Origin of the sequence: Thioalkalivibrio sulfidiphilus HL-EbGr7 (assembly GCF_000021985.1) — a bacterium.
Classification (GTDB): domain Bacteria; phylum Pseudomonadota; class Gammaproteobacteria; order Ectothiorhodospirales; family Ectothiorhodospiraceae; genus Thioalkalivibrio_A; species Thioalkalivibrio_A sulfidiphilus.
Genome location: NC_011901.1, coordinates 2,720,731 through 2,733,253, shown reverse-complemented (window position 1 = coordinate 2,733,253; position 12,523 = coordinate 2,720,731). Strand labels below are relative to the sequence as shown.

The window sequence follows — 12,523 nt, the reverse complement described above, 5'->3', positions numbered from 1 at the left end:
GTGAGCGGCGTGGGAATGGACTACCAGTCGGAGTACTACAAGGCGATCACCTATATCCGGGCCAAGATCGATCAGATGCTGACCCTGATCGGCACCCTGCCGCTGCGCCCTGAAGAGCTGGATGATCGCACCCTCATCGACCTGGATCCCATCGGCATCGTCAGCGATGCCTTCGGGCAGATCCTCTCCCACCTCCATGACACCAATCAGAAACTCGATGTGGCGCGTCAGGAGATCCGGGCCATTTTCGATTCCATGGATGCCGCCGTCGTGGTGGTCAACCACGATGGCAGCATCGATGATTGCAACCGGCAGGCCCGGGAGTGGCTGTTCGGAGATCTGGATGCCCAGATGCTGATCGGAAGACCGCTGGCGGAATTGTGTCCCTGCGACAGGGAAATACAGCAGCAGGTGATGTCGGGCAGGGGGCGTGGACAGACGATAGAGGTGGACGGCCGTCATCTTCAGATCATCGTCTCCGATATCACCGACGCCCATCAGAACAGCATCAAGAAGGTGGTCATCTGTTTCGACGTCACGCAACAGAAGAAGACGGAGGCAAGCCTTGGTCTGTATGGCAAGGTCTTCGAGAGCACGGCGGAAGGGATCGCCATCACCGACAGCAGAATGCGTTTTCTGCAGGTCAACGAGGCCTACTGCCGGATCACCGGGTACAGCGACGGGGAACTCCTGGGCCGGACGCCTCGCATGCTCAAGTCAGGCCATCATGATGCGGCCTTCTATGCGGATATCAGCAAGACGCTGGAGGTCCGGGGACACTGGCGGGGCGAGATCCTGGATCGTACCCGTGACGGCCGCGTCATTCCCTTGCTGCAGACCATCAGCGTGGTGCGCGACACCCAGGGCGCGGTGAGTCACTACATCACCATCGTCACCGATATCTCGTCCATCAAGGAGACCCAGAGCCGGTTGGACTTTCTGGCCCACCACGACCCGCTCACCGAGCTTCCCAATCGGCTGCTGTTCACGGCACGGCTCGAGCATGCCATCGACTGGGCGGTGCGCAACCAGGCGCACTTCGGCCTGCTGTTCATCGACCTGGACCGGTTCAAGACCATCAACGACAGCCTGGGTCATCAGCTTGGCGACAGGCTGCTGGTGCAGGTGGCCAGGCGGTTGCGGGGGCTGGTGCGCAAGTCGGACACCATCGCCCGCCTGGGCGGTGACGAGTTCGTAGTGCTGGTCGAGGGTATTCATAACGCCGGCGAGGCGGAGTTGCTTGCCGAGAAGCTGGTGCATGCCATGCGACAGCCCTTCTTCCTGGAAGAGACCGAACTGCACATCGGTTGCAGCATCGGTATCACTCTTTACCCGGAGGACGGCGAAGACCCGGTGACCCTGTTGAAGAATGCAGATGCCGCCATGTACCGGGTCAAGGACTTCGGGCGCGACGGGTTCTGCAAGTTCAGCCAGGACCTGGCCGAGGCCGTCGACGAAAGGCTGGCGCTGGAGACTGCGCTGCGTCAGGCCTTGCGTGAAAATCAGCTGCAGGTGCATTACCAGCCGGTGATCGATCTGGCACAGGGCCGGATGGTGGCGGTGGAGGCCCTGGCGCGCTGGCGGCATGCGGAGCGGGGCGAGATAGCGCCCTGCAGTTTCATCCGCCTGGCCGAGGAGACCAAGCTCATCCTGCCGCTGGGCGGGTGGATGGCCCGCACGGCCATCGGGCAGTTCCGCCTCTGGCGCGAGCGGGGCATGGAGCTGGATTACGTCTCCATCAACACCTCGGGGATCGAGTTGTTCGACCCCGGATTCGTGGACGGATTGTTCGAGGCCCTGGACGAGCACGGTCTGGAAGGCAGACACCTGCAGATCGAATTGACGGAGAACGTGCTCATGCAGGACTACGAGGCCTGCCGCAGGGTACTGCTGCGCCTGCGTCAGCAGGGGGTGCGTATCGCCATCGATGACTTCGGCACCGGCTACTCGTCTCTGGCCTACCTCAAGCAGCTGCCCATCGACATGCTCAAGATCGACAGATCCTTCATCAAGGATGTGCCGGGGGATCCCGGTGACTGTGCCATCGTGGAAACCATCATCGCCATGGCCCACCGGCTGGGGCTCGCCACGGTGGCCGAGGGCGTGGAAACCGAAGAGCAGGAAGACTATCTGCTGGCCATCGGTTGTGAGCGCTTGCAGGGATATCGCTATGCCAGGCCCCTGGACCCCGTCTCGCTGGAGCGCTTACACGCGGATTCAGTCCGGCAAGCGGCGCCGGACAGCGCGTCGAGTGCTGTTAGGGTTCCAGGGGGCAGGTAAGTGCGACGTCAGCTGAGCATCCTGCTGTTTCTGGCCATCCTGCTGGCCTCCCTGGGCACGGCCCTGGTGGTGGCCCTGTCGATGTACAGGGAGCTGGTGGCCAGCAGCGATGCGCATGTCTCCAGGCTGCACGATCAGCTCCGGGATCGTTTCCATGCCTTCGACCTGTTGCTTGCGGAACAGGAGCAGGGCCTGAACCGCCGCCTGGAGGGCATCCTGCCCCGGGTGGCAGAGGAGCTCGAGGCCATGGTCGATGACCCCCTGGGCGCCACGCCCGAGCAGCTGGATCTGCTCAGCGAGCGCCATGGGGTCTCCTACCTCTACCTCATCGACCGCGCGGGCCGTGTCGCGGCCACCAATTTCGCGCCGGACCTGGGCCTTGAACTGGCGGCCGCCGGCGAGGGCATGCGACAGATGTTCGAGCGCCTCTACGGCAGCGGCCAGATCAACGCGGACCGGTTCAATGCCTCCATCCACACCGGTCGGCTGTACAAATACGCCTACTACGGCCCCCGTGACCGGGACTACATCCTGGAGGCGGCGGTGGACCTGCGCGACTACCTGCAGACCGAGGTGAGCCCGCGCATGGACCAGTTCCTGTTCGGGGACCTGCTGCGGCTGGGCACCGCGGACAATGGGCATGTGACGGATTTCGACCTGTTCATCGCCACCGAGTACGGCGGCTGGTCCCTGTGGCGGGAAGGGCGCCGCCTCGACAGTCATGTGCTGGAGGCCTTGCGAGGCCACGGTCGCGTGGTGCTGCAGGACAACGGCGTCCAGGCTGTCTATGAGCATCTGCGCCGGGTGGACGCGGACGGCGCCGAGACCGACAGTCTCATCACCCTGGTCGCCTATGACCGCAGCGGTCAGGAGCGGCTGCTGATGAGCTCGGTGGGATTCGCCCTGCTGCTGGCCGTGGTGCTCGGGGTGCTGGCCTTCCTGGTGGCCCGCGTGATCATGCAGCGCAGCCTGCTGCGGCCGGTGTTGCAGATCGTCAGCCGGCTGGACGACGTGAGCCGGGGGGAGTTCCGTCGCCTGCCCACCACCGGGGTCTCGGAGCTGGACGTGATCACCCGGGGCGTGAACACCATGCTGGAGCGCATCGACGACCGCGAGGAGCGCCTGCTGGAGGCCAAGCATCAACTGGAGCGGCGGGTGCAGGAGCGGACCGCGGCACTGGAATCCCTCAATCAACAGCTGGCGCACCTGGCCACCACCGACCCGCTGACCGGGCTCGCCAACCGGCGAAGCTTCTTCGAGGCCGCCGAGCGGGAACTGGGCCGCTCGCGGCGCGCCGGCTACGCCACGGTCGTCGCCATGCTGGACCTGGATCACTTCAAGGACGTCAACGATACCCACGGCCACGCCGCGGGGGACCGCATCCTGGAGCTGGTCAGCCGCGTGCTCGTCAAGGAACTGCGCGATGCCGACCTGGTGGGCCGACTGGGCGGCGAGGAATTCGGCCTGCTGCTGGTGGACGTGAGCGTGGCCCATGCCCGGGAGATCGTGGAACGCATCCGTACCCGGGTCATGCACTGCGACACGGGCCTGGATCTCAGCGTGACCCTGAGCGCCGGGATCGCCGACTGCGATCCCGCCATGCTCGGGCTCGACGTGGCCATGGCCCTGGCGGACCGCGCCCTGTACGAGGCCAAGCGCCAGGGACGCAACCGGGTCATCACGCGGGCCATCGGCAGCCCGTCATGAACATCCGTCACGCCAGCGAAGAGGCCGATCTGGTCGCCTGCTACCCGGTGATGCGCGCGCTTCGCCCTCAGCTTGATCCGGAAGATTTCATCGCCCGGGTGCGACGCCAGCAGGCCGGCGGCTATCGCCTCGCCATGCTCGAGGCGGATGGCCAGGTGGTGACCGTGGCCGGCTATCGCCTGGGAGACAACCTGGCCTGGGGGAGACACCTGTACGTGGATGACCTGGTGACCCTGGAGAGCGCCCGTTCCCGGGGCTACGGGACCCGGATGCTCGCCTGGCTGCGCGCCGAGGCCCGCCGCGAGGGCTGCGTCCAGCTGCACCTGGATTCGGGCGTGCAGCGCGAGGATGCCCACCGTTTCTACCTGCGCGAGGGGCTGCAGATGACCAGCCTGCACTTTGCTGAACGCCTGGACTGATCCCTGGCCGATCCGGAGCTGCGTTGTTGCTATGACGGGCCGGACCCTTTGAACTGTCCAGCCGTTGTACTGTCATTGGGAAGGTAAGACTGCCCAATCTGTCGACAAAGACGGCCACTGCCTTCCTTAAAGGATCTCACCATGACCCACCCACGCACCTTGATATGGGCGATGCTCACCCTGCTGCTGACCATTCCCCAGGTCCAGGCCCAATGGGAATTGGGCGTGGGCGTCATCGCCCGTGACGCCATCCAGAAGGGCGCCGACAGCGATCCCTTCGTGGTGCCCCTGATCACCTACTCCGGCGAGCGGGTCTATTTCCGCGGCATCGAGGCCGGCGTGCGCCTGTACGACACGCAACAGCACAGCACCACCCTGTTCGCGCGTCCCCGGCTGGACGGTTTCAAGGGCACGGACGATCCCTTCCTGGAGGGCATGACTTCGCGGCGCAATTCCCTGGACGCGGGCCTGCGCCACACCGTACGCGTGGGCCCGTGGCAGTACACCGCGCTCGCCACCACCGATGCCCTGGGCCGCAACGATGGCCAGACGGTCACGGGCACGGTGGGCTACGTGTTCGGCTCCATGCGAAGCCTCCTGTTCGTGCCCTACGCGGGCGTGGAATGGATGAGCGCGGATCTCGTGGACTACTACTACGGCGTGCGTGATGCCGAGGCCGTCTCCGGCAGGCCCGCCTACTCGGGCTCCGATGTCTGGAACCTGGTCTACGGTGCGCGCATGGTGGCGCCCATCACACCGCGGGTGTCATTCCAGGGCGTACTCGCAGGCACCCGCTACGGCGACAGCGTGGCCGACAGCCCGCTGACCGAAGACCGTCACCGGGCCATCGCCATCTTCGGGGTCTCTTACCGGTTCTGAAACCGGATTGCCTACCGAATCCCCGGTCTAGAGCTCCGCCCGGCTCGGGGCATTGCCTGTGTCCGGTCCTAGGCCGGATCTGAACCCGCCTTTCAGGGATGTGCCGCAGGGCCTGCTTGCTGCGGTTCAGGACCTGTTCGCGCTATAGTCTTCACCAAACAAGCGCCATTGGGGGCGGGCCCTGGAGCGGGCCTGGTGGGGGTAGGCGGGTCGATGTTTTCCTGGTTCAGACGCAAACACAAACCGGAGCCCGAGGGGTTCACGCTGACGGCTGCGCGCGCGCAGGCCCCGGAGAGCGGCGCGGCGCCGGCTGCGGCCGCCGTCCCCGAAGACGCCGAGATCCAGCTGCGTTACCTGGCCAGGCTGTTCCGCGCCGCCGTCGATGCCGATGCCGCCCTGCGGGAGGACGAGGCCGCCTGGCTGCGGCAGCGCGATGAGGAGCTGCGTTCCAGGCACGCGAGTCTGCTGGAACAGGTGCCGCGCCTGCCGTCGCTGATGCCGCGCCTGCTGGCTGCCATCAATGATCCGGGCAAGGGCAATGCACGGGCGCTGGCCGCCCTGCTGGAGACCGATCCGGTGTTCGCCGCCAACGTGCTCGGCGTGGTCAACGGGCCGGCCCTGCGGGTGCGCCGGGAGCCCATCGAGAGCCTGGAACAGGCGGTGGTCATCCTGGGCCTTTCCGGCATGCGTGAGGTGATCGCCGCCGCCGCCATCAGCCCCATCGTGAACTTCAACCGTGATCGTCGCCTGGACGGGGAGGCCGTCAAGGGGCTCTGGTCCCAGAGCCTGGACGTGGCCATGGCCATGCGCTTGGCGGCGAGCAGGACAGGCTCGGCCCATGGCTTCGCGCTCTACCTGGCCGGGCTCACCCATGCCAGCGGCCTGATGGCCCTGCTCAGGGGCGTGGGCAGCCTGACCGCTGCCGTGCCCAGCGGGGCGTTTCTCAGCGGCCTGGAATCCCTGTCACGACGCTACACGGTCGCCATCGTGCGTCACTGGGGACTGCCCGAGCACACGGCCCACGTGCTCTCCTGCCGGACGGGCGCGCGTTGCAGCCATCCGGAGGCGGCCATGCTTGAACAGGCCGTCAGCCTCATGCGTGCCTGTGTCCTGGCGCAGGCGGGATTGCTGGACCAGGCGCGACTGGCGGCCCTGCGTCAGCGGTTGCCGGACTACGCCGAGGGCTGGTGCCAGGGCGCGGCACATGGCTGAGCTTCACATCCAGGGGCCCGGCGTGGCATGAAGATCTGGGTGGACGCCGATGCCTGTCCCGGGGTGATCCGGGAGATCCTGTTCCGTGCCGCGCAGCGTACCGGCGTGGCGCTGACCCTGGTGGCCAACCAGCCGGTCAAGGTGCCGCCGTCCCCCCATATCCGCAGCTTGCAGGTCTCTGCGGGCTTCGACGTGGCGGACAACGAGATCGTCAGGCGTGTCAGCGCGGGCGACCTGGTGATCACCAGCGATATCCCCCTGGCGGCGGAGGTGATCGCCAAGGGAGGCCATGCCCTGAGTCCCCGGGGCGAGCTGCACACCCGGGAGAACATCGGCGCGCGGCTCAACATGCGCGACTTCATGGACACCCTGCGCGCCAGCGGTATCCAGTCCGGCGGTCCGCCGGCGCTCAACCAGAAGGACCGCCAGGCCTTCGCCAATCAGCTGGACCGGCTGCTTGCCAAGCGTTGAATGCGGGGCCCGGCGACGCCGGTGCACGGATCAATATTCCGTAGTCCACGGGCCGTCAGTACGTTTATGATCAGACTTCGAAAGCCCGGTATTCATCTGCGGTCCGCCCTGGCATGGAATGCTGAATCATCCCTTACATGCGAGGTTTTCCCGTATGCCTAGCCGTCTCGTTTCCCTGCTGTTGCTGGTTTTCCTGGTCGCGTCTTTTTCCGCTGTCTCTTTCGCCGCCGATACCGAGGCCAAGCCCTTTGCCGAGAAGCGCGTGGTCCTGCAGATCAGCGAGGACTCGGTGCAGCGCCAGACCCTGGTGCTCAATGTGGCCAACAACCTGATCCGTCACTACGGGCCCGACAAGGTGGACGTGGAGATCGTGGCCTTCGGGCCTGGGTTGAACATGCTCATCAAGGGCAATCCCAATGACGAGCGCATCAACAGCATGGCGGAGCAGAGCGGCGTGCGCTTCGCCGCCTGCCTGAACACCTTCTCCAACATGACCCGCACCCTGGGCTACGAGCCCGAGCTCAACGCCAACGCCGTCAAGGTGGACGCTGGCGTGGTGCGCATGATCGACCTCACGGAACAGGGCTACGTGCTGATCCGTCCCTGAAACCCTGGCGCCGGGCAGGATGAAGTCCCGCCCGGCGCGCGCTCCCTTTCCTGTACGCATCCTGTGGGCTTTGTCTCCCCCATCGGGGGCGGTGTCTGCATCTCGCGCGTCTGCTATGGTATCTAAATTGAGCGATTTCCCGAGGAGACGAACCATGGCTGGATTGACCGCTGAGACCTGTGAGGCCTGTCGCGTCGGCGCGCCGACGGTGACCGAGGAGGAGATGCAGACCCTGGGCCAGGAAGTGCCCGAGTGGAAGGTGGTGGAGGTTGACGGCGTGAAGCAGCTGGAGCGCCAGTTCAAGTTCGACAACTTCGTCGCTGCCCTGGCCTTCACCAACCGGGTGGGTGAGCTGGCGGAGTCCGCCGGCCATCATCCCGCCATCCTCACCGAGTGGGGCAAGGTGACCGTGAACTGGTGGTCCCACAAGATCCGCGGCCTGCACCGCAACGACTACATCATGGCGGCCAAGACCGACGCCCTGGTCTGATACCGCGACAGGACCGCCCGCATCACCCACAGGACGCAAGCATGGAACTGAAGGTCATCATCGACCAGGACGAGTACACCCTGAACGTGCCCGACGAGATCATCGCCGGCGCCGGCGAGGTGTTCGACCGCATGGACCGGGACATGGACGGCGGCTGGCAGATGGGCCGAGACTGGGTGGCCGAGCCCAGCGTCGAGGACCGCATCAAGATCGTCGGCGACAAGCTGCTCACGGCCCTGGAACAGGAAGACCACAACCTCGGCCGCGTCATGGCCGCCTACATCCTGAGCCGCGCCCCGCACATCGACTGCCTGCGGCTGGATACTTCCGGGGAGGTGTCCAGCAGCGAGGTGTATTACCGCTGACGCGTCCTTCCTTGAGCCTTCCCCAGTATGCGCATCCCCGCGGATGGTCTAAGCTAGTGCCGCCGTAAAAATTGCGGTTTTCTCAGGGCCCTGGGGAGGGGCGCATCAGATTATGGTGTCTGGGTCCATTGTTCGTGCTTTTTTGTCTGGCCGGGTGCCCCGGCCAGTGTTCGCCTTGCTCTTGTGTCTCTGTTTCATATTGGCTGCTGGCAGGGTCGATGCCTTCGCCTTCGAGGAGGTAGTGGCCCGGGCTCAGCAACTGGCCGGCCAGGCCTACGTGCCGCCCACCCCTATTCCCCGTTTCATGCGGGAACTCGACTACGATGCCTATCAGGGCATTCGTTTCGACGAGGCGCGCAGCCTATGGCGGGAGAGCAATTCCCGTTTCCAGGTGATGCTGTTCCCGCCGGGACTGTTCTACACCCACCCGGTCGAGATACACGTGGTGGATGCCGAGGGCGTGCACCGGCTGCCGTATCGCAAGTCCTACTTTGACTTCTCGAATCCGGAGCTGGAGAAGCGCGTTCCGCCGAACCTGGGCTATGCGGGCTTCAAGCTGACCTACCCCCTCAAGGCCCGCGGCGAGCAGAACCAGTTCCTGGTGTTCGCCGGCGCCAGTTATTTTCGCGGTGTGGGCAGGGACAATGCCTGGGGGCTGTCCGCCCGGGGCATTGCCGTTGACACCGGCCTTCCCGGCGGCGAGGAATTCCCGTCCTTCACCGCGTTCTGGCTGGTGCGCCCCTCGCCCCAGGCCGACAGCATGCGTTTCTATGCCCTGCTGGACGGCAAGCGCGTCACCGGGGCCTACCAGTTTGATGTCACGCCGGGCGAGAGTACCCGGATTCAGGTCAAGTCCGTGGTGTTCGCACGGGACAGGATCGAACTGCTGGGGCTCGCGCCGCTGACCAGCATGTTCTTCTATGGCGAGAACACCGCCCGCCCCGTCGGCGAGTGGCGCCCCGAGGTGCATGATTCCGACGGTTTGCTGATCCATGACGGGGTCAGCGGCGAGTGGCTGTGGCGCCCGCTGATCAACCCCCGGCGACTGGAGATGGACGTCTTCCAGACCGAGGGGGTCCGCGGTTTCGGTTTGCTGCAACGGGACACCCGGTTTGACAACTACCAGGACCTGGGCGCCCGCTACGACCAGCGCCCCAGCGCCTGGGTGACGGCCCGGGGTGACTGGGGACCGGGACGCGTGGTCCTCACGCAGCTGCCCACCAACACGGAAACCAACGACAACATGGTGGCGTTCTGGAGCCCCGCCGAACCGCTGGCACCCGGCGCGTCCCTGCGTCTGGACTACCAGCTGGATATCGGCGGGCCGGGGGTGGCCCCCAGCCCCACTGGCCAGGCCGTGAACACCTTCGTGGGCGACGGGAGCATCATCGGTGGCGGCAACGTGGAAGGGGCCTACCGGGTCGTCGTGGATTTTCGCGGGGGTCCGCTGGACAGGCTGCGCCCCACGGCGACGCTGAGCAGTTCAGTCACGGCCCTGGATGGCGGCGAGGTCATCGAGCACTTCGTGGAATACAACCCGGCGGCACAGGCCTGGCGGCTGTCGCTGCTGGCCAGGCCGGCCCGGGATCGTGCCCTGTCGCTGCGTGCCTTCCTGGCCCACGATGGCCAGCCCGTGACCGAGACCTGGACCTACCGCCTGCCGCCGGACAACGACATCCTGATCTCCGGGCGGCGGCGATGACCGCGACCCTGAGCGAACAGGCCCTGGCGCGGGGGCTGGCCTACCTGGGACTGAGCGGCATACCGCTCAGCCGGGAGGTGATGATCTCCCTGCTCGGGTTGATCCAGGAGGCGCTGGCGGAAACAGAGGGTGAGCAGGATCTGCTCGAGAGGGTCATGGATCGACTGCCCGCGCGCTTCCCCGCGCCGGAGCCCGGCGTCCCGCCCCTGTGTCCCGCACTGCGGCGAGGCAGTCTCGGATATGCGCCATGATCCCGGGCAAACCGGGCAGGACAAACCCGGCAGCAGACCGGCCTGGCGCCGGGTCGCGCTGTTCAGGCGTCTGAGTCTGACCACGGTCGTGCTCGCGCAGACCGTCTACGCCACGATCCACTTCAAGGGTGTTCTGCCCTACCACGGCGGCAACCCGGTCGAGGTCGGCCTGCTGGTGCTGTTCGCCCTGCTGTTTGCCTGGATCTCGGTGGGTTTCTGGATTGCCGTGACCGGCTTCGTGCTGCGGCGCCGGGGCGGGGACCGCTGGTCACTGCTGAACCGGCATCCGCCGGCGACGCTCGAAGCCGTCCCGCTGGCGCGCACGGCCGTGGTGATGCCCATCTACCATGAGCCCGTGGAGCGCACCCTCAACGGGCTGCGCGCCTGTTACCAGTCCCTGGAGCGGACCGGTGCCCTGGACGCCTTTGATTTCTTCATCCTCTCCGACAGCCGGGATCCGCAGGTGTGGCTTGCGGAACGGGAGGCCTGGTATCGCCTGTGCCGGGAACTGGGTGCGGAGGGGCGCCTGTTCTATCGCCGTCGCCCCGTGAACCTGCATTACAAGAGCGGCAACATCGCCGATTTTCTGCGCCGCTGGGGCCGTGCCTACCGTTACATGGTCGTGCTGGATGCCGACAGCCTCATGGCAGGCGAGACCCTGGTGAACATGGTGCGCCTCATGGAGCGGGAGCCGCGCGTGGGCATCCTCCAGACCAGCCCGGCCATCGCCAACGCCGAATCCCCCTTCGCCCGGGTGCAGCAGTTTGCCAGCCAGGTCTACGGTCCGATCTTCACCAGCGGCCTGGCGGCCTACCAGCTGGGCGAAGCGGCCTACTGGGGACACAATGCCATCATCCGCAACGCGGCCTTCATGTCCCATTGCGGGCTGAGAAAACTCAACGGCCCGGGTCTGTTCAGCGGGCCGATCAGCAGCCACGACTTCGTCGAGGCGGCCTACATGGGACGCGCCGGCCAGGAGGTCTGGTTGGAACCGGGACTCTCCGGCAGTTACGAGGAATCGCCGCCCGCCCTGGTGGAGGAACTGACCCGCGACCGGCGCTGGGCCAAGGGCAACCTGCAGCACCTCTGGATCCTGCTGACCGAGCCGGGTCTGCGGCTGGCGCACCGCATGGCCCTGCTCAACGGCGTCATGTCCTACCTGGCCTCGCCCCTGTGGTTTGCCTTCCTGGTGCTGACCACCATCGCCGCGGCACGCCTCACGCTGCTGCCCATCGATTATTTCCCGGTCCCTTACAGCCCGTTTCCCGTCTGGCCGGAATGGGATCCGGTGGGCGCGCTTGCCCTGGTGGGTGTGACCCTGTTGCTGTTGTTTTTTCCCAAGCTGCTGGCGGCATCGGATGCGCTGCTCGACAGGCGCCAGCATGCCCATGGTGGCGCGGCGGGCCTGACTGCCAGCATCCTGCTGGAGAGCCTGGTGTCCGCACTGCTCGCGCCGATCCGCATGCTGGCGCATACCCGCTATGTGCTGGAGGCACTGTTCAACACCACCCTGCGCTGGGCGGGCCAGAACCGCAGCGATGAGACCGGATGGCGCGACGCCTTCGCCAATCAGGCGCCCGGTACACTGCTGGCGCTGGGCTGGGCCGGTTTTGCCTGGTGGCTCGATCCTGCATTTTTTTACTGGACCTTGCCGGTGGCCGTGCCTCTGATGCTTGCCGCCCCGACCTCGGTCCTGCTTGGGCGCGTCCGGGCCGGTCGCTGGCTGCATGAGCGGGGCCTGCTGCGTGTCGCCCATCCTCGTCCCATGGGGGCCCATGAAGACGCGCCTGCGTTGCTCCCCGGGGACGGGGCCCCTGCCTTCGAACGGGCCGTGCTCGACCCGCAGGTCAACCGGATGCATCGCGCCTGTTGCCGCACGGTCCGACACGGTGCACGCGTACGTCACCTGCGGGTGCTCCTGGAGCGCTGCCTGTCCGAGGGTCCCGCTTCGCTGAGCCGCAAGGAGTTGTGTCAGCTCGGCGATGACGCCGGCGCGCTGGCGACGCTGCATGAACGGGCCTGGAAGTCCTCGCCCGATGCCTGGTGGGGGCAGGCACTGTCGCGCTACATTCGCACCTGGTCGCACAGCCATGAGGCGGAGGCCGGGACGGACGGCCCGGTCATCTCGGAGCGGTCTTGA

General features: G+C 66.2%; 12 protein-coding genes. All 12 read left to right on the top strand.

Features of this window, described 5'->3' with window-relative positions; all coding sequences use genetic code 11:
* Positions 1-2,280 carry a putative bifunctional diguanylate cyclase/phosphodiesterase gene (locus TGR7_RS13005; RefSeq protein ID WP_012639139.1) on the top strand — a complete coding sequence of 760 codons (2,280 nt, stop codon included), beginning with the start codon at positions 1-3 and terminating at the stop codon, positions 2,278-2,280.
* Positions 2,281-3,987, top strand: a complete 1,707-nt coding sequence (locus tag TGR7_RS13000) for a GGDEF domain-containing protein (protein WP_012639138.1) — start codon at positions 2,281-2,283, stop codon at positions 3,985-3,987.
* Positions 3,984-4,406 carry a GNAT family N-acetyltransferase gene (locus tag TGR7_RS12995; RefSeq protein WP_012639137.1) on the top strand — a complete coding sequence of 141 codons (423 nt, stop codon included), beginning with the start codon at positions 3,984-3,986 and terminating at the stop codon, positions 4,404-4,406. The genes TGR7_RS13000 and TGR7_RS12995 overlap by 4 nt, the downstream gene beginning before the upstream one ends.
* 141 nt (positions 4,407-4,547) lie before the next feature.
* Complete coding sequence (locus TGR7_RS12990; protein ID WP_012639136.1) at positions 4,548-5,285, top strand: MipA/OmpV family protein; 738 nt, start codon at positions 4,548-4,550, stop codon at positions 5,283-5,285.
* Between the two features lie 213 nt (positions 5,286-5,498).
* Complete coding sequence (locus tag TGR7_RS12985; RefSeq protein WP_012639135.1) at positions 5,499-6,497, top strand: HDOD domain-containing protein; 999 nt, start codon at positions 5,499-5,501, stop codon at positions 6,495-6,497.
* Between the two features lie 27 nt (positions 6,498-6,524).
* Positions 6,525-6,968, top strand: coding sequence for a YaiI/YqxD family protein (locus TGR7_RS12980; RefSeq protein ID WP_012639134.1), 444 nt, complete (start codon positions 6,525-6,527; stop codon positions 6,966-6,968).
* Between the two features lie 154 nt (positions 6,969-7,122).
* Positions 7,123-7,575 carry a DsrE family protein gene (locus TGR7_RS12975; RefSeq protein ID WP_012639133.1) on the top strand — a complete coding sequence of 151 codons (453 nt, stop codon included), beginning with the start codon at positions 7,123-7,125 and terminating at the stop codon, positions 7,573-7,575.
* A gap of 154 nt (positions 7,576-7,729) precedes the next feature.
* Positions 7,730-8,065: a 4a-hydroxytetrahydrobiopterin dehydratase gene (locus tag TGR7_RS12970; RefSeq protein WP_012639132.1), complete on the top strand. Its 336-nt coding sequence runs from the start codon at positions 7,730-7,732 to the stop codon at positions 8,063-8,065.
* A 41-nt stretch (positions 8,066-8,106) separates the two neighbouring features.
* A complete protein-coding gene (locus TGR7_RS12965) occupies positions 8,107-8,430 on the top strand; it encodes a hypothetical protein (RefSeq protein WP_012639131.1) in 324 nt (107 codons plus the stop codon).
* Positions 8,431-8,629: 199 nt separating this feature from the next.
* Positions 8,630-10,132, top strand: a complete 1,503-nt coding sequence (locus TGR7_RS12960) for an OpgD/OpgG family glucan biosynthesis protein (protein ID WP_222702407.1) — start codon at positions 8,630-8,632, stop codon at positions 10,130-10,132.
* Positions 10,129-10,383, top strand: coding sequence for a hypothetical protein (locus TGR7_RS12955; protein WP_012639129.1), 255 nt, complete (start codon positions 10,129-10,131; stop codon positions 10,381-10,383). The genes TGR7_RS12960 and TGR7_RS12955 overlap by 4 nt, the downstream gene beginning before the upstream one ends.
* Complete coding sequence (gene mdoH / locus TGR7_RS12950; protein ID WP_012639128.1) at positions 10,373-12,523, top strand: glucans biosynthesis glucosyltransferase MdoH; 2,151 nt, start codon at positions 10,373-10,375, stop codon at positions 12,521-12,523. The genes TGR7_RS12955 and mdoH overlap by 11 nt, the downstream gene beginning before the upstream one ends.

Coding starts and splice junctions, on each gene's coding strand:
- TGR7_RS12995 (WP_012639137.1), top strand. CDS start 3,984: ATGAACATCCGTCACGCCAGCGAAGAGGCCGATCTGGTCGCCTGCTAC.
- TGR7_RS12990 (WP_012639136.1), top strand. CDS start 4,548: ATGACCCACCCACGCACCTTGATATGGGCGATGCTCACCCTGCTGCTG.
- TGR7_RS12985 (WP_012639135.1), top strand. CDS start 5,499: ATGTTTTCCTGGTTCAGACGCAAACACAAACCGGAGCCCGAGGGGTTC.
- TGR7_RS12980 (WP_012639134.1), top strand. CDS start 6,525: ATGAAGATCTGGGTGGACGCCGATGCCTGTCCCGGGGTGATCCGGGAG.
- TGR7_RS12975 (WP_012639133.1), top strand. CDS start 7,123: ATGCCTAGCCGTCTCGTTTCCCTGCTGTTGCTGGTTTTCCTGGTCGCG.
- TGR7_RS12970 (WP_012639132.1), top strand. CDS start 7,730: ATGGCTGGATTGACCGCTGAGACCTGTGAGGCCTGTCGCGTCGGCGCG.
- TGR7_RS12965 (WP_012639131.1), top strand. CDS start 8,107: ATGGAACTGAAGGTCATCATCGACCAGGACGAGTACACCCTGAACGTG.
- TGR7_RS12955 (WP_012639129.1), top strand. CDS start 10,129: ATGACCGCGACCCTGAGCGAACAGGCCCTGGCGCGGGGGCTGGCCTAC.
- mdoH (WP_012639128.1), top strand. CDS start 10,373: ATGCGCCATGATCCCGGGCAAACCGGGCAGGACAAACCCGGCAGCAGA.